General features: G+C 68.5%; 17 protein-coding genes. 6 read left to right on the top strand and 11 right to left on the bottom strand.

The window, feature by feature from the left end; all coding sequences use genetic code 11:
- Positions 1-64 precede the first annotated feature (64 nt).
- From PE061_RS12150 to PE061_RS12135, 4 genes are all read right to left on the bottom strand, one after another.
- Positions 65-589 carry a hypothetical protein gene (locus PE061_RS12150; protein WP_271255546.1) on the bottom strand — a complete coding sequence of 175 codons (525 nt, stop codon included), beginning with the start codon at positions 587-589 and terminating at the stop codon, positions 65-67.
- Positions 586-1,530 (bottom strand): 16S rRNA (cytosine(1402)-N(4))-methyltransferase RsmH, encoded by a 945-nt coding sequence (rsmH, locus tag PE061_RS12145; protein WP_271255545.1) that lies wholly within the window; start codon positions 1,528-1,530, stop codon positions 586-588. The genes PE061_RS12150 and rsmH overlap by 4 nt, the downstream gene beginning before the upstream one ends.
- Complete coding sequence (locus tag PE061_RS12140; protein ID WP_271255544.1) at positions 1,527-2,000, bottom strand: division/cell wall cluster transcriptional repressor MraZ; 474 nt, start codon at positions 1,998-2,000, stop codon at positions 1,527-1,529. The genes rsmH and PE061_RS12140 overlap by 4 nt, the downstream gene beginning before the upstream one ends.
- A 300-nt stretch (positions 2,001-2,300) precedes the next feature.
- Entirely contained in the window at positions 2,301-2,573 is a 273-nt protein-coding gene (locus PE061_RS12135) for a hypothetical protein (protein WP_271255543.1), read from the bottom strand.
- Positions 2,574-2,774: 201 nt separating this feature from the next.
- Between PE061_RS12135 and PE061_RS12130 the strand changes: the two genes are divergently transcribed.
- Both PE061_RS12130 and PE061_RS12125 read left to right on the top strand, forming a co-directional pair.
- Entirely contained in the window at positions 2,775-4,058 is a 1,284-nt protein-coding gene (locus tag PE061_RS12130) for an acyl-CoA dehydrogenase family protein (protein WP_271255542.1), read from the top strand.
- On the top strand, positions 4,058-5,569 hold the full coding sequence (locus PE061_RS12125; protein ID WP_271255541.1) for an acetyl-CoA acetyltransferase: 1,512 nt from the start codon (positions 4,058-4,060) through the stop codon (positions 5,567-5,569). Before PE061_RS12130 ends, PE061_RS12125 begins: the two co-directional genes overlap by 1 nt.
- Positions 5,570-5,643: 74 nt before the next feature.
- On the opposite strand, the gene PE061_RS12120 is transcribed toward PE061_RS12125, so the two are convergent.
- Together PE061_RS12120 and PE061_RS12115 are read right to left on the bottom strand one after the other, a co-directional pair.
- A complete protein-coding gene (locus tag PE061_RS12120) occupies positions 5,644-6,468 on the bottom strand; it encodes a THxN family PEP-CTERM protein (protein ID WP_271255540.1) in 825 nt (274 codons plus the stop codon).
- A gap of 245 nt (positions 6,469-6,713) precedes the next feature.
- Positions 6,714-7,406, bottom strand: a complete 693-nt coding sequence (locus tag PE061_RS12115; RefSeq protein WP_271255539.1) for a PEP-CTERM sorting domain-containing protein — start codon at positions 7,404-7,406, stop codon at positions 6,714-6,716.
- Positions 7,407-7,624: 218 nt separating this feature from the next.
- On the opposite strand from PE061_RS12115, the gene PE061_RS12110 reads away from it, so the two are divergent.
- Together PE061_RS12110 and PE061_RS12105 are read left to right on the top strand one after the other, a co-directional pair.
- A complete protein-coding gene (locus PE061_RS12110; RefSeq protein WP_271255538.1) occupies positions 7,625-8,719 on the top strand; it encodes a 6-phosphofructokinase in 1,095 nt (364 codons plus the stop codon).
- A gap of 62 nt (positions 8,720-8,781) precedes the next feature.
- The gene (locus PE061_RS12105) at positions 8,782-9,474 is read left to right on the top strand and encodes a head GIN domain-containing protein (RefSeq protein WP_271255537.1); all 693 of its coding nucleotides are present in this window, start codon (positions 8,782-8,784) and stop codon (positions 9,472-9,474) included.
- Positions 9,475-9,496: 22 nt separating this feature from the next.
- On the opposite strand, the gene PE061_RS12100 is transcribed toward PE061_RS12105, so the two are convergent.
- The 4 genes from PE061_RS12100 to PE061_RS12085 all read right to left on the bottom strand — a co-directional run bounded on the left by PE061_RS12100 (position 9,497) and on the right by PE061_RS12085 (position 12,849).
- Positions 9,497-10,261 carry a response regulator gene (locus tag PE061_RS12100; protein ID WP_271255536.1) on the bottom strand — a complete coding sequence of 255 codons (765 nt, stop codon included), beginning with the start codon at positions 10,259-10,261 and terminating at the stop codon, positions 9,497-9,499.
- A 4-nt stretch (positions 10,262-10,265) separates the two neighbouring features.
- Entirely contained in the window at positions 10,266-11,672 is a 1,407-nt protein-coding gene (mgtE, locus tag PE061_RS12095; RefSeq protein WP_271255535.1) for a magnesium transporter, read from the bottom strand.
- Positions 11,673-11,760: 88 nt separating this feature from the next.
- Positions 11,761-11,976, bottom strand: a complete 216-nt coding sequence (locus PE061_RS12090) for a DUF2061 domain-containing protein (protein ID WP_271255534.1) — start codon at positions 11,974-11,976, stop codon at positions 11,761-11,763.
- Between the two features lie 144 nt (positions 11,977-12,120).
- A complete protein-coding gene (locus tag PE061_RS12085; protein ID WP_271255533.1) occupies positions 12,121-12,849 on the bottom strand; it encodes a GGDEF domain-containing protein in 729 nt (242 codons plus the stop codon).
- 132 nt (positions 12,850-12,981) lie between these two features.
- On the opposite strand from PE061_RS12085, the gene purE reads away from it, so the two are divergent.
- Both purE and PE061_RS12075 read left to right on the top strand, forming a co-directional pair.
- Positions 12,982-13,470, top strand: coding sequence for a 5-(carboxyamino)imidazole ribonucleotide mutase (gene purE / locus PE061_RS12080; protein ID WP_271255532.1), 489 nt, complete (start codon positions 12,982-12,984; stop codon positions 13,468-13,470).
- Positions 13,467-14,531: a 5-(carboxyamino)imidazole ribonucleotide synthase gene (locus PE061_RS12075; protein ID WP_271255531.1), complete on the top strand. Its 1,065-nt coding sequence runs from the start codon at positions 13,467-13,469 to the stop codon at positions 14,529-14,531. Before purE ends, PE061_RS12075 begins: the two co-directional genes overlap by 4 nt.
- On the opposite strand, the gene PE061_RS12070 is transcribed toward PE061_RS12075, so the two are convergent.
- Positions 14,512-14,727 carry a ribbon-helix-helix domain-containing protein gene (locus PE061_RS12070; protein WP_271255530.1) on the bottom strand — a complete coding sequence of 72 codons (216 nt, stop codon included), beginning with the start codon at positions 14,725-14,727 and terminating at the stop codon, positions 14,512-14,514. The genes PE061_RS12075 and PE061_RS12070 overlap by 20 nt on opposite strands.
- Positions 14,728-14,731: the final 4 nt, after the last annotated feature.

Here is a 14,731-nt window from a genome sequence, read left to right as displayed (position 1 = left end):
CGCGCAAGCTGAGCCTGCCGCTTTCCGGCAAGCTGGATTCGAAGCTGGCGCTGCGCGGCTGGGCTCACCGCAGCGCCACGCGGGTCAGCGACGCGCGCTCTTCGTCCGCTGCGGCGTCGATCTCGGCCACGAAGCCCGCCGAGAACAGGCCCGGCTCCGCGCGCTCGCGCAGCACCGGCAGCTTCGGCCGGGGCGCGGAGTCCGCCGATGCGACCTGCACGCGCTCCGCGGCGGGCACCGGCGCCGGCAGCTCGACCCTGGCGAGCCGCACGTCCGCCTTCGGCATCGCGTCCGGCTGGTGCGGCCGCACGAGGCTGGCGAGCTGCACCTCGCTTTCGAGAATCTGCCCCGCCTTCGGCGCGCCGAGCGCCAGCGCCGAGGCGTTCCAGCGCTCGAGCTGCGGCAGGTTGGAGCGGACGCGAAGCTCCGCCTCCAGCGCGCGGATGTCGCGGCGGTCGGTGGCGATCCGCCGTTCAAGCTTCGCGATGCCGCTGCGCTCGGCGCCCACGCTGTAGCTGACGAGATAGAGGCCGAGGCCCGCGCCCAGCGTCACGAGTGCGAGACCGGCGGAGCCAAGCGAGCGGATCATGCGTCATCCTTCCATGCGGGGGCATCGGTGCGCGTGCCGATGCGAAGTGTCGCCGAGCGGGCGCGCGGGTTCGCGGCGATCTCCGCCGCGTCGGGACGGACGGCCTTCGCCGCCCGGAAAGTCGGCGCGGACCCCCCGATCCGCGCCTCGGGCAGGTGGCGCGAGCCCTGCGGGTCTCCCCCGCTGCGCGTGCGCAGGAAGCGCTTCACCGCCCTGTCCTCGAGACTGTGGAAACTCACTACGGCGAGCCGTCCGCCCGGCCGCAGCAGGCGTTCGGCGGCGCGCAGGCCCGCGTCGAGCTCGCCGAGTTCGTCGTTCACCGCGATGCGCAGCGCCTGGAACGTGCGCGTCGCCGGGTCCTTGGGCGCGCCCGGCCGGTGCCCGAGCGCCTTGCGGACGACGGCGGCGAGTTCGCCCGTCCGCGCGATCGGCCGCGCCGCCACGATGTGGCCCGCGACGCGGCGGGAGCGCGGCTCCTCGCCGTAGCGGTAGAGGATGTCGGCAAGCGCCGCCTCGTCCATCGTGTTCACGAGGTCCGCGGCACTCGGCCCCTCGCCCGACATGCGCATGTCGAGCGGGCCGTCGGCCTGGAACGAGAAGCCCCGCGCCGCCTGGTCGATCTGCATCGACGAGACGCCGATGTCGAGCATGATGGCGTCCACGGTCGAAACGCCGCGCGCCGCGAGCGCGCGGTCCATCAGCGAGAAGCGTTCGCCGATCAGCGTCAGCCGGTCCGCATTGGCGACCGCGAGCGCCGCGCCGCCCGCGACAGCGGCCGGATCGCGGTCGAACGCATAGACATGCGCCGCGCCCGCCGCGAGCACCGCCTTCGTGTAGCCGCCGGCGCCGAACGTGCCGTCGACGACGCGCGCGCCGGGGATCGGGGAAATCCCGGCAAGCACGGCGTCCAGAAGCACGGGGATGTGGGGCGCGGCCGTCATGCGGCCTCCCCGCGCTCTTTCAGGAGATTGCGGACATGGAAGACCGTGGCGGGGTCGGCGCGGTCGGAGGCGAGCAGCGCCTTCGGGTCCCAGATCTCGAAATAGTCGGCGAACGCGATGAAGCAGGCGAGCCGGTCGATTCCGGCGGCCTCGCGGGTGGCGGCGGGGAGCATGATCCGCCCGTTGGCGTCGTAGGGAAGCGGCTCGACGAAGCTGAACTCGCGTTGCAGCGCGGCAGCGCGTTCCGCCTCCTGCTCCGGCGCGAACCGGCGCTCGATCTGCTGGTAGACGAAGTCGTTGTAGAACTCGTCGTAGGCGCGGATGTGGTTCGGCTCGAACCGCAGGGACAGGGTCACTTCCTTCACGGCGGAGCGCGCTTCGATGGTGGAACGGTAGCCGGCAGGGATCGACAGCCGACCCTTGGCGTCGACTGCGTTGATCGCAAACCCCTTGAACAGTTCCCGTTTCACGCGCGGCTCTCAATCGGCGGGCAATGCAATCCCCGGCCGCGAAAGCCGGGAAGGCTAACGCGCTAGGCCAGTACCGAGGGCTGAATCCCCGCTCCCCTGTGGAAAACGGAGTATCATGGGTATTTCATGGGTTTCAATGGGAATTTATGGGATTTGATATTTTCCACGTGGATTTTCGCTGAATCGCGTGGGTTTACGCAGGTGAAACAATGCGCGGCAAGCCCATGCGCGCGTGCGCACAGGCCTGTGGATAAGTCGGTGTGTGAAATTCGGCGGCGAGTCGGTCGGCGGAGGGTGCCGTCAGATCTCGGTCAGATCCCTGCTTTCGTCGATGACGAGCGGGTCGGTGAGCGCTTCCGGCGTGTCGAGCGGCGGCGTGTCCAGCACGGACGGGGGCCGTCCCGGCTCCGGCCCGGCGCTCTTGTCCGCGCCCGGCGCCACGCCCAGCGTGGCGAGCGTGTCTTCCCTCGCTTTCGGCTCCGGCTCGGCGGGCGGGCGCAGCAGGATCGCGGCCGCCATGACCAGCAAAAACACCAGAGCAAGGCCGGTGAGGCCCAGGCGCACTCGATTCATTGTATCCTTGTCTTCAGTTCGTCGGGCGACCCCTCCACGCGCGACCACGCCGCTATAGGTAGTGCAGGCAGCCGTGCATGTCGAGTGATCCCCATTTACGCACGGTCCGCCTATCATCCTTCGGAAGTGACAGCGGACGCCCCGGGCTTATGGATAGACCGGAAAACGACAGGCGAAAACGACAGGCGAAGGAACAGGGTGATGAACTTCGAATATTCCGCGAAAACCCGCGAGATGATCGGCCGCGTCCGGGCATTCATGGACGAGCACGTCTATCCGAACGAAGCGCGCTACGCCGACGAGCTGGCATCCGGCGAGCGCTGGAAGGTGCTTCCCGTGATCGAGGAGCTGAAGCCAAAGGCGCGCGCCGCGGGCCTCTGGAACATGTTCATGCCGCCGAGCCACGGCGGCAAGCCGGTCAGCGAATTCGCTTTCGAGGGCACGACGCTCACCAACCTCGAATACGCGCCGCTCGCCGAGGAGATGGGCCGCGTGAGCTGGTCGTCGGAAGTGTTCAACTGCTCCGCGCCCGATACCGGCAACATGGAAGTGCTGATGCGCTACGGCACGCACGCGCAGCAGGAAAAATGGCTGCGGCCGCTGATGAACGGCGAAATCCGCTCCGCCTTCCTGATGACCGAACCGGCCGTCGCCTCGTCGGACGCGACCAACATCGAGACGCGCATCCGCCGCGACGGCGACCATTATGTCGTCAGCGGCCGCAAATGGTGGTCCTCGGGCGTCGGCGATCCGCGCTGCAAGGTCGCGATCGTGATGGGCAAGACCGACACCTCCGCGCCCAAGCACCTCCAGCAGTCGCAGATCCTCGTGCCGATGAATGCGCCCGGCATCAAGGTCGAGCGGATGCTGAACGTGTTCGGCTACGACGATGCCCCGCACGGCCATGCCGAGGTCGTGCTCGACGACGTGCGCGTGCCCGCGGACAGCATCCTGCTCGGCGAAGGCCGGGGCTTCGAGATCGCGCAGGGCCGCCTCGGGCCGGGCCGTATCCATCATTGTATGCGCACGATCGGCGCCGCCGAGCGCGCGCTGGAGCGCATGGCGCGGCGCCTGCTGACGCGCGAGGCGTTCGGCAAGCGCATCTCGGAGCACAGCGTCTGGGAGCAGCGCGTCGCCGAGGCGCGGACCGACATCGAGATGACCCGGCTGCTCTGCCTCAAGGCCGCGGACATGATGGACCGCGTCGGCAACAAGGCGGCGCGGCTCGAGATCGCCATGATCAAGGTCGCGGCGCCGCGCATGGCCCTCAGGATCATCGACGACGCCATCCAGGCGCACGGCGGCGGCGGCGTCAGCCAGGACTTCGGCCTCGCCAGCGCCTACGCGGGCATCCGCACGCTGCGTCTCGCCGACGGCCCCGACGAGGTGCACAACCGCACCATCGCCCTGCTCGAATACAAGAAGTACGCGGGCAACAGCGCCGGCCGCGAGGCGCCGAGCACCGAAGTGCCGGGTATGCGGTGATGCCCGCGGGTCCGCGCACGCCCGTCCTCGTCGGCGTCGCCCAGCATGTGGGCCGGGAGGATGATCCGGCCCGGGGGCTGTCGCCGGCGGACCTGCTCGCCGAGGCGGCGCGCGGGGCGATTGCGGACAGCGGCGCGGATGCGGCGGGGGCGATCGACACGCTCGTCGCCATCCGGCTGTTCGCCGATTCCGGGGGCGCCTTCCCCTCCCCCTTCGGCACGTATCGCAACCTGCCTTATGCCGTTGCCCGGCGGATTGGCGCGCATCCCCGCGACCTCATCTACGGGCCGGTCGGCGGCAACACGCCGCAGATGTTCGTGAACGTGCTCGCCGAGCGCATCGCGAACGGCGAAAGCGATGTCGCGCTCATCGTCGGCGGCGAGGCGCTGCGGACGCAGGCGCGCGCGGAAAAGGCGGGTTTGAAGCTCGACTGGAGCGAGGACGCGCCGTCCGACCCCGCGTGCTGCGGCGAGGAAACCCGCTATGCGAGCGCGCACGAGATCGGTCACGGCATCGCCTTGCCGACGAGCGTTTACCCGCTGTTCGAAAATGCGTTCGGCGCGGCGATGGGCTGGTCGCCGCTCCAGCACCGCGCCGAGATCGGGCACCTGATGGCGCCGTTCAGCGCGGTCGCCGCCGACAATCCGTTCGCGCAGGTTCGCACGGCGTACACGGCCGAGGCGCTGGTGCAGCCCACGGACGACAACCGCATCATCGCCTATCCGTACACCAAGCACCTGTGCGCGAACATGTTCGTCGATCAGGCGGCGGCGGTGCTGATGATGTCGACCGAGGCCGCCGACCGGCTCGGCGTTCCCGTCGACCGCCGCGTCTACCTGCACGGCTCGGCGGACACGCACGAGAAGATTCTGGTGAGCGAGCGCATCGACTACGCCACGTCGCCCGCCATCCGCATCGGTGCGGCGCACGCGCTGGCGCAGGCGGGCATCGTCCCCGACGACCTCGGCTGCATCGACCTTTACAGCTGCTTCCCGGTGGCGGTGGAGATCGCCGCCGCCATGATCGGCCTGCCGACCGAGGACCCGGCCCGGCTGACGCGCACCGGCGGCCTTCCCTACTTCGGCGGACCCGGCAACGCCTATTCGGTGCACGCCGTCGCGGAGGTCGTGGAGCATTGCCGCGACGACGCGGGCGCGTGGGGCTTCGTGTTCGCCAACGGCGGCTTCCTCACGAAGCACAGCTTCGGCGTCTATTCGGCGCGGCCGGGCTACGGTGCGCGCAGCGATCCCGCATCGTATCAGGCGGCGATCGACGCCATGCCCTCACCGCCCTTCACGGAAACCCCCGCCGGGGAAGGACGGCTGGAGACGTTCACGGTCGTGCATCACAAGGGGACCCCGGCGTTCGCGATCGTCATCGGACGCCTCGACAGCGGAGAGCGCTTCCTCGCCCGGATGCACGCCGGGCTGGAGCCGCTGATGGAAACGCCTGTGATCGGGCACCGGCTGCGCGTGTCGGCCGGGGAACCGAACATCGCCGCGCTGATCTGACGGGGGCACGTTTTCCCCAAAAGGAAAAGGCGCCGATGGTTTCCCATCAGCGCCTTCCTGTTCGGTTTCGCCGTTCAGGCGGTGCGGCGGCGACGCGCCAGACCGAGACCGGCAAGGCCGAGGCCGAAGAGCGCGAGCGCAGCCGGCTCCGGCACGTGGGTGATGTTGAACGCGAAGTTCACGACGTTCTGCTGCTCCTCGAAGGTCAGGAAGCCGACGCAGCCCGAGCCCTGATCGACAGCCGCACAAGCGTTGTCGGAGAGCGTGCCGATCGCGCCGCCGAGGTCGAAGAACGAGAACTTGTAGGTTTCGCCCTCGAACGTGAAGTACTGCGTCAGGCTGCCCGCCGAGATGACGAAGATGTCGCGGCAGCCGGTGCCCTGCGAGCCCGCGGCCACGCCATCGGCGCAGATCCCGCCGACAGGAGCGTTCGGCGTCTCGAGGAAGTCGATGACGAACGACAGCACGAACGGATCGGCGGCGCCGAGCGCCGGATCGACCGACGTGAGCGCGATGTCGATCTTCAGCGAAGCCGTGTCGAGACGCTGCCAGTTCTCACCCGCCAGATTGTTGATGACGTTGTTCGAGTGCGTCAGGCTGTTCGCGGCGGCATCGGCGCCGTTCGTGAACACGTTGCCGAGCGCCGGCGTGTCGCCGATCGTCAGCGCGCTGCGGCCGCCGCCGGCCGAGACCGTGCCGGACGGGCGGCCCCACGATATCTGGAGCGGACCCGAGATGAAACCGCCGGGGGTTCCGCTATCCGGTGTCGCCGCGGTGAACTCGGCCGCGACATCGTAGCCCCATTCGTTGACGACAGCGGCATGGGCCGAGGTCGAGAAAACCGTGGCGGCGGCGAGCGCGGCAGCCGGCAGGGCTTTGCTGAGAAACGCTGGTTTCATTGTATTGACCTCCTGATAAGAACCCTTCGGCCGAACTCTATGCAAGCAACGTGCCAGATTCTCCGCTCTTCCATCAAGAGGTTGAAAACCATTTACTTTCGTTAACCATTTCCAATCTTGCCGAAACCGCTCATCGAAGAAGTGTAAAATTTACCAACGGTCGCGCCCCTGCCGGCGCTTGGCGCATGAGAAAAGAAAAGCGCCGGCGGTTGCCCGCCGGCGCCTGTCTTTCACCTTGCCGTCGTTCAGGCGACGCGGCGACGACGCGCCATGCCGAGGCCGACGAGGCCGAGGCCGAACAGCGCCAGAGCCGCCGGCTCCGGAATGTTCGCGGTGATCCCCGTCAGCTGGAGATCGTAGCCGGTCGAGCCCTTGAAAACGAAGGACAACGTCGCTCCGCCCGCCAACGCCGCGCGTGCGGCCGCATTGACTCCGAAGGTCTCCGTGTAGTCCGCGTCCAGAGGCGAATTGCTCAGGCTGATGGTCCCGAGGTCGAAGATATCGACGCCGTCGCTGATGATCGCCGTAACGCTGGTCGCCGCCGCATCGCCGTTGTCGTTCAGACGGAACGCGAGGCTGATCGAGGTCACGAAGTCGATGCCGAGATCCTCGTACTTGAGCGTGATCTCGGAGTTGTTCGACGAATCGTTGTCGATAGCGAAGAAATTCGGCGCGGAGATCTTCACCCGCGCACGCGGACGATTGGCGTCCTCGTCATCTTCCCCTGTCAGATCCACAAGCGCCAGCTTGCGGTACGTCCACTTGTAGTTGTCCACGCTGTCGGCCAGATCGTCATACGAGCTGTTGTATCCAACGCTCTCGCTGACCTCCTGGGTCCCCTCGAGGAAGTCGTCGATCGTGACGACCGCAGCCTGCGCTGCGCTGGTGGCCGCAACAGAAGCGACAACCGCAGCCGTTATTCCAAGAAGCTTTTTCATACCCTTACACTCCCTTACACAACATTCCGGTTGTCGCAATGAAACCGTTGCCGACCTGTAAGGCAGAAACCATGCCAGAATCCGAAAGTCATGTATTTTCAATCTTGTAAAAAGTTAATGGTTTCGATGTCGTCATGAAAACGTAAGAAATTCCGACACCCCGGGGGTGACGCACGGCCTCTCTCTCTCTAAGGAACGAACCTCAACAGGAGACGACCATGCGCCTCGGCATTCTGACGGGCGGCGGCGACGTGCCCGGCCTCAACCCCTGCATCCGCGCCGTCGCGCTCTCCGCGGACGACCGCGGCTGGGACGTCCTCGGCTTCCGGCGGGGGTGGCAGGGGCTGCTCGACATCGACCCCGACGACCCCGCCTCCGTCGCCGCGAACACGATCGCGCTCGGCCGCGAGCGCGTGCGCGGGCTCGACCGGCTCGGCGGCACCATCCTCCACACCTCCCGCTGCGATCCGCGCACCGCGAAGGGCGGCGACCGCACGCCGCACGTGATGCGCGTGCTGGAGCGCCTCGGCATCGACGTGATGATCACGCTCGGCGGCGACGGCACGCTGCGCTTCTCCGCGCACCTCGACAGCCTCGGCGTTCCGGTCGTCTCCATCCCCAAGACGATGGACAACGACGTGAACGGCACCGACTACTGCATCGGCTTCTCGACCGCCGTAACCCGCTCCGTCGCCGCCATCAACGCGCTGCGCACCACGACCGAGAGCCATGAGCGCATCGCCGTCGTGGAGCTGTTCGGCCGCCGCTCCGGCGAGACCGCCCTCCTCTCCGGCTTCCTCGCGCAGGTCGACCGCACGGTGATCGCCGAGGTTCCCGCCGATCTCGATGCGCTGCTGCCGCTGCTCGCGCGCGACAAGGCGACCAACCCGGCGAACTACGCGGTCCTCGTGGTCTCGGAAGGTGCGACTCTCGTCGGCGGGGCCGCCGCCGACCTGTCCGGCTCGGCGACGGCGCGCGACGATATCGGCATCGGGCACCGCATCGCCCGCGCCATCGAGGCGGCGGGCGGCGGCGGCACCGTGCTCCAGGAGCTTGCCTACCTGATGCGCGCGGGCGAGCCGGACGCGCTCGACCGCATGGTCGGCCTCGCCTTCGGCGCGCTCGCCGTGCAGCTCATCGAGCGACGGCAGACCGGCCGCATGGTGACGCTCACCAGCGGCAACTACTGCCACGTTCCGGCGAACAGCGTGCTCGAAGCCGCGAAGCACGTCGACGTGGGCCGGCTCTACGACCGCGACCAGTACCGCGCGCAGCTGAAGAGCGTCGAGGGGATGCCGATGTTCCTCTATTGAGGGTCGACACGCGCATGGACCTGCTGTATTGCTGAGACAATACAGTTTGGAGATCGTACCCGATGAAACGCGCCCTTCTCGTCGCCGCTCCCCTGCTTGCGCTCGCCGCGCCCGCCCTTGCCGCCGAGCAGAAGTTCACGGTCACGGGCTTCGAAGGCCTCTCCGTCGCCGTCCCGCACAAGGTGATCGTCGCCACCGGCAAGCCGCCCGGCGTGCGCGCCGTCGGCGACCAGAGGTCGATCGACCGCCTCGAGGTCGAGGTTGCGGGCGGCACGCTGCGCATCCGCCAGAAGAAGACGGACACGTGGTTCTCGTGGAAGGACGGCGAGATGCTGACCATCTACGTCACCACGCATACGCTCAGCAGCGCGCGCCTCGCCGGATCGGGCGACGTCGCCGTCGACCGCATGAAGGGTCAGGAGGTCAAGCTCTCGCTCGCGGGTTCCGGCGATCTCAATGTCGGGGTGGTGACGGCGGACAACCTCGACGTCTCGCTCGCGGGCTCGGGCGACATGGCGATGACCGGCACGTGCGGCGCGGCGACCATCTCCATCGCGGGATCGGGAGACATCGACGCGCCCGGCCTCAAGTGCCAGTCGCTGACCGGCAAGATCGCCGGATCGGGCGACATCACCGCCGAGGTCGTCAAGAACGCGAAGCTCAGCATCGCCGGTTCCGGCGACATCAGGATCCTCGGCAAGCCGCAGTGCGAGGTGAAGACGCTCGGCAGCGGCAAGGTCAGCTGCGGGGCCTGAACGGCTCAGGACCGATCGCGGCCTAACGAAGCCTCAGCGACTGCGCGGCGTGCCGGAACGTGGCGTCGCGCGCCACGGTTTCGAAGCGGTCGATATGCGGGCGCAGGCGCGCCTGCCACGGGTCGCCGAGCCGGTCGACGACGCCGACCATCGCTTCCAGCCGCCGCAGCTGCGCCAACCCGTTCGAGCGGGCGAGGAGCGCGAGCACCCCGTCGATGACGCCGAGCAGCCGCAGCGCCTCCGCCGCCGAGCGGCCGTATTCGCCGCCCACCGCGTCGAGCAGGTCCTCCACCGTCACCGCCGCGCGCGCGGTGATGCGGTCGAGCGAGCCGTGCAGGAAAGCGATCGGGGTTTCCGGCGCGCCGCTCCGGGCAAGGCTTTCGCGCGCCGCGACCCGCACGTGCGGCGGCAGTCCGGCGAACGGCCCCTTCATCCAGTGATCGAGCCGCGCGCGGAAGCGGTCGAAGCCCACGCCCTTCACGAGGAAATCGTCCACGCCCGAGGCGACCCCCGCCTTGATCAGTTCGGCGGTGTCGTCGGCGCTCATCAGGATGATGGGAAAGCTCTTGAGGCCCCGCTCCATGATGCGCTCGGCGAGCGCGTAGCCCGAAAGGCCGGGCATGTTGAGATCGGTGACGAGCAGCGACGGCTCCTGCTGGGCGACGCGCTTGAACGCGGATTCGGCGTCGCCGAACAGCGTCGCTCGATAGCCCGACGCTTCCACCGCGCGTCCGTAGAGTTTGGCGACAAGCCGTTCGTCGTCGACGAGGATGACCTCCGCCGTCACCGGCCTAGCCCGTAAGGCCGGTCGCCGCGGCGAGGCCGAGGAAGAACAGGAAGCCCATCACGTCCGTGGTCATGGTGACGAACACGGGCGAGGAGACCGCCGGATCGACCTCCATCCGGTCGAGCGTCAGCGGCACCATGACGCCGGCAAGGCCCGCGACGAGGATATTCCCGATCATCGCCGCGGCGATCACGAGGCCGAGGTGGACGTTGGTGAAATAGAGCCCTGCCGCCACCCCGACGAGGAACGCGATCGCCGCGCCGTTGATCAGCGCGACGCGAATCTCCTTCAGGATCGTGCGCCGCGTGTTCGCCTCGGTGAGCTGGTCGGTGGCGAGCGCGCGCACCGTCACCGCCATCGTCTGCGTCGCGGCGTTGCCGCCGAGCGCCGAGACGATCGGCATCAGGATGGCGAGCGCGACCATCTTCTCGATGGTGCCCGCGAAGAAGCCGATGACGACGGAGGCGATGATCGCGGTGCCGAGGTTGACGACGAGCCAGCGCAGCCGCGTGGACACGATCTCGCGCACGCTGTCGTTGATGTCGCCGTCGCCGGCGCCCGACAGGCGGAGGATGTCCTCGTCCGCCTCTTCCTGGATGATGTGGACGACGTCGTCGACGGTGATGACGCCGACGAGGCGCCCGGAGGCATCGACGACCGCCGCCGAGATCAGCGCGTATTTCTGGAAGCGCAGCGCCACCTCTTCCTGGTCCATGTCGACCGGGATCAGCGTCTGCTCGCGCTGCATCACGTCGCTGACGAGCAGGTTGCGCGGCGAGCGCAGCACCAGCGACAGCCGCATCGTGCCGACGGGCTTGTGCGACGGATCGACGACGAAGATCTCCCAGAAGTCGCTGGTCACGTCGTCGCCGGCCTGCCGCAGGAAGTCGATGACCTGCCCGACCGTCCAGTATTCCGGCACCGCGATCAGGTCGCGCTGCATCAGGCGTCCGGCGGACTCCTCCGGATAGCCCAGCGCCTCCTCGATGGCGGCGCGCTCGTTCGCGGGCAGCGACCGGAGGACCTCGGCCTGGTCCTCCTCGTCCATGTCCTCGATGATGGCGACCGCGTCGTCGGTCTCCATCTGCGTGACGACGTCGGCGACCTGCCCCGGATCGAGCACGTCGATGAGCTGCTCGCGCACGACGTCGTTCATTTCCGAGATCACGTCGGCGTCGAGCACGTCGCCGAGCGCCGCGGCGAGCGGCTGGCGCTCGCCCGGCTCCACCTGCTCGATGAGGTCGGCGATGTCGGCGGGGTGCAGCGGCTCGGCGAGTTCCTGCACGCGCGCGGAATCGCCCGCCGCGAGCGCCTCCGTCACCTCGTCGACGAATGCGCCCGTCAGCCGGTTGTCTTCCAGCGCCTCGCGGGGCGCCGGGCCATGATCCTTATCGTCGACCTCGTCGGACATGCCGCCGCTTATAGCGCGCGGGGGTTACATTTCCATCGTAAGGCGCCGTCCGCGTGGCGATGCGGACGCTTTTTCATCAGCGGGTTCGTCAGGCCGTCATCGCGGCGCGGAATCGCCCGCCGCGTGCGGGTGCCGCGGCCCACGCCTTCTCGTGGAAAAAGAAGGCGACGGCGTTCACCATCGGCTCGATGAGCGCGATGCCCCCGGCGATGGCGATCGAGCCGGTCAGCAGGTAGGCGACCGTAAACCCGATCGTCAGGTGCAGCGCCAGATAGGTGCCGGTCTTGGCAAGATCGCGGGACATCACGAGGCTCCTTTTCACGAGCTCTATATTGCAATTGATTCTCAATAATGAAAGTGGAAACTTCCGATCAGTCTGATCGAACGTCCGGGCAAGCGCAGAAAGCCGCCGTTTGCAGCCCGGCCTGGGCCGAACGGCGAACGGTCCTCAGCGCTTGTCCGCCTTGTGCGCGTACATCGCGCTGTCGGCGAACCGCAGCGCGCCTTCCACGGCTTCTCCGGGCGACAGCACGTGGAGGCCCGCCGAGATCGTGACGGTGAAGCTCTCGCCGCGCAGCCGCACCGGCGCCGCCGCCACGGCCGCGACGATCTGCTCCATCTTCGCCTGCGCCTGCTCGCCGTCGACATGCCGGAGCACGATGGCGAACTCGTCGCCGCCGAGACGCGCCACCGTGTCGGATTCGCGCAGCTTCGCGCGCAGCGTCTCGCCGATGTGGACGAGCGCCGCGTCGCCCGCGAGGTGGCCGTGGACGTCGTTGATCGTCTTCAGCCTGTCGACGTCGACGAAGATCAGCGCCGCGCGGACGCCGTGCCGCCCGACCTCCGCCAGCGTGCGGGCGAGGTCGCGGATCAGCCCGCGCCGGTTGGCGACCGGCATCAGCTCGTCGGATTCGACCAGCCTTTCCAGCTCCTCGATGCGGCGGCGCGCGACCGCGAGCGTCCGGCGCAGCTCCTCCGTTTCGGCGAGGAGCGCCATGAAAGCGTCCCGCAGGTGCTCGGGGAGCGCGGCGGCCGCGACCTGCGCGATGGCGGCGGCGGGTTCGGCTTCGGGAAGTCCGGTCGGCCCGTCCGCCGCAGGCACCGATGCAAGCGCGGCACGTGTCTGCACGCGCCCATAGGCACGCGCGGCGCGTCCGCCTTCATCGATCCGCGTCATCCTGTTCTCCCGGCTCGTTTCCGGTTCCAATCGGCATTCTGCCCATAAAAGAATGTGCGTAAGGTGAACATAGACAGCGAGGCGAGCCGAAAGTAGGTTGCGCCGCTTTCGGGGAAGGACGCGCGGGAAAGCATGTCGGAGACACAGCCGCTGGTCGGCATCATCATGGGCAGCCAGTCCGACTGGGAAACCATGCGCCATGCCGCAGAGACGCTGGAAGCGCTTGAAATCCCACATGAAACCCGCATCGTTTCAGCGCACAGGACGCCGGACCGGCTGTACGGCTACGCGCACGGCGCGGCGGCGCGCGGCCTCAGGGTGATCATCGCGGGTGCCGGCGGCGCGGCGCACCTGCCGGGTATGGCCGCCGCCATGACCGCGCTGCCCGTGCTCGGCGTTCCCGTCGAATCGAAGGCCCTCAAGGGCATGGACAGCCTGCTCTCCATCGTCCAGATGCCGGGCGGCATTCCGGTCGGCACGCTCGCCATCGGCAAGCCCGGCGCCATCAACGCCGCGCTGCTCGCCGCCGCCATCCTCGGCACGCACGATGCCGAAGTCCACGAGCGGCTGGTCCGGTGGCGCGCGAAGCAGACCGAGGCGGTCGCCGAAAAACCCGAATGATTCCGCCCGGTTCCACCATAGGCATCCTCGGCGGCGGCCAGCTCGGCCGTATGCTCGCGATGGCGGCGGCGAGCATGGGCTACCGCGTCCACATCTTCGCGCCCGAGGCCGAGCTTCCGGCCGGCGACGTCTCCGCCGCCGTCACCCGCGCCGCCTACACCGATCATGCCGCGCTCGCGGCCTTCGCCGCCGCGGTCGATGTCGCGACCGTCGAGTTCGAGAACGTCGACGCCGCGAGCCTCGAGTTCCTCGAATCCCGCGTGCCGACGCGCCCCGGCGCGCGGGCGCTGCGGATCGCGCAGGACCGGCTCGCCGAGAAGGATTTCTTCACCGGCCTCGGCGGCCGCGCCGCGCCGTACCGCGCCGTGTCCTCGCTTGCCGATCTGGAAGCGGCGGTGCACGAGGTCGGCACCCCCGGCATCCTCAAGACGCGCCGCTTCGGCTACGACGGCAAGGGTCAAGTTCGCATAGATGCCGGCACGTCCCTCGCCGAAGCCTGGGCCGACATCGGCGAGAATCCGTCCGTCTACGAATATTTCGTCAACTTCGACGCCGAGTTCTCCATCCTCCTCGCCCGCGCCGAAGACGGCAGCAGCGTCGTCTACCCCGCACCGCGCAACACCCACGAAAGCGGCATCCTCGCCCTCTCCGAAGTCCCCGCCCCCGTCGCGCTCGCCGGGCATATCGAGGACGCCGCCGCGATGGCGCGCAAGGTCGCGGACGCCCTCGATTATGTCGGCCTGCTGACGCTCGAGTTCTTCGCCTGCGCGGACGGGCCGGTGTTCAACGAGATGGCGCCGCGCGTCCACAACAGCGGGCACTGGACGATCGAGGGCGCGCGCACCAGCCAGTTCGAGAACCACATCCGCGCCATCTGCGGGCTCCCCCTCGGCGAAACCGGGCTCTGCGCGCCGGCGGTGCGGATGCAGAACCTGATCGGCGCGCAGGCGGACGACTGGGCCGCGATCCTCGCCGACCCGCACGCGCATCTGCACCTCTACGGCAAGAGCGAGGTGAAGCCCGGCCGCAAGATGGGCCACGTCACCTGGCTTGAGGACTGAGCCTTTCGAACAGCCACACGCGGATCGCGCTTGAAAGATTGGTGGTCCGCGCCTCGTCGATCTCGGCGACGAGCGCGTTCACCGAACGTCCCTCCGCCTCAGCCGCCGCGACGAGCGCATCCCAGAACACGGGTTCGAGGCTCACCGAGGTGCGATGCCCGGCGATCGTCACCGAGCGCTTGATGAGCCCCGACACGCTG

Origin of the sequence: Sphingosinicella microcystinivorans, assembly GCF_027941835.1 — a bacterium.
Classification (GTDB): domain Bacteria; phylum Pseudomonadota; class Alphaproteobacteria; order Sphingomonadales; family Sphingomonadaceae; genus Sphingosinicella.
Note: the sequence above shows the minus strand (reverse complement) of the source record. Positions and strands in the feature narration are given on the sequence as shown.

What these genes read in the sequence shown, in the direction of transcription:
- PE061_RS12150 (WP_271255546.1), bottom strand. Translation starts at nt 589, where the DNA reads ATGATCCGCTCGCTTGGCTCCGCCGGTCTCGCACTCGTGACGCTGGGC.
- rsmH (WP_271255545.1), bottom strand. Translation starts at nt 1,530, where the DNA reads ATGACGGCCGCGCCCCACATCCCCGTGCTTCTGGACGCCGTGCTTGCC.
- PE061_RS12135 (WP_271255543.1), bottom strand. Translation starts at nt 2,573, where the DNA reads ATGAATCGAGTGCGCCTGGGCCTCACCGGCCTTGCTCTGGTGTTTTTG.
- PE061_RS12130 (WP_271255542.1), top strand. Translation starts at nt 2,775, where the DNA reads ATGAACTTCGAATATTCCGCGAAAACCCGCGAGATGATCGGCCGCGTC.
- PE061_RS12125 (WP_271255541.1), top strand. Translation starts at nt 4,058, where the DNA reads ATGCCCGCGGGTCCGCGCACGCCCGTCCTCGTCGGCGTCGCCCAGCAT.
- PE061_RS12120 (WP_271255540.1), bottom strand. Translation starts at nt 6,468, where the DNA reads ATGAAACCAGCGTTTCTCAGCAAAGCCCTGCCGGCTGCCGCGCTCGCC.
- PE061_RS12115 (WP_271255539.1), bottom strand. Translation starts at nt 7,406, where the DNA reads ATGAAAAAGCTTCTTGGAATAACGGCTGCGGTTGTCGCTTCTGTTGCG.
- PE061_RS12110 (WP_271255538.1), top strand. Translation starts at nt 7,625, where the DNA reads ATGCGCCTCGGCATTCTGACGGGCGGCGGCGACGTGCCCGGCCTCAAC.
- PE061_RS12105 (WP_271255537.1), top strand. Translation starts at nt 8,782, where the DNA reads ATGAAACGCGCCCTTCTCGTCGCCGCTCCCCTGCTTGCGCTCGCCGCG.
- mgtE (WP_271255535.1), bottom strand. Translation starts at nt 11,672, where the DNA reads ATGTCCGACGAGGTCGACGATAAGGATCATGGCCCGGCGCCCCGCGAG.
- PE061_RS12090 (WP_271255534.1), bottom strand. Translation starts at nt 11,976, where the DNA reads ATGTCCCGCGATCTTGCCAAGACCGGCACCTATCTGGCGCTGCACCTG.
- PE061_RS12085 (WP_271255533.1), bottom strand. Translation starts at nt 12,849, where the DNA reads ATGACGCGGATCGATGAAGGCGGACGCGCCGCGCGTGCCTATGGGCGC.
- purE (WP_271255532.1), top strand. Translation starts at nt 12,982, where the DNA reads ATGTCGGAGACACAGCCGCTGGTCGGCATCATCATGGGCAGCCAGTCC.
- PE061_RS12075 (WP_271255531.1), top strand. Translation starts at nt 13,467, where the DNA reads ATGATTCCGCCCGGTTCCACCATAGGCATCCTCGGCGGCGGCCAGCTC.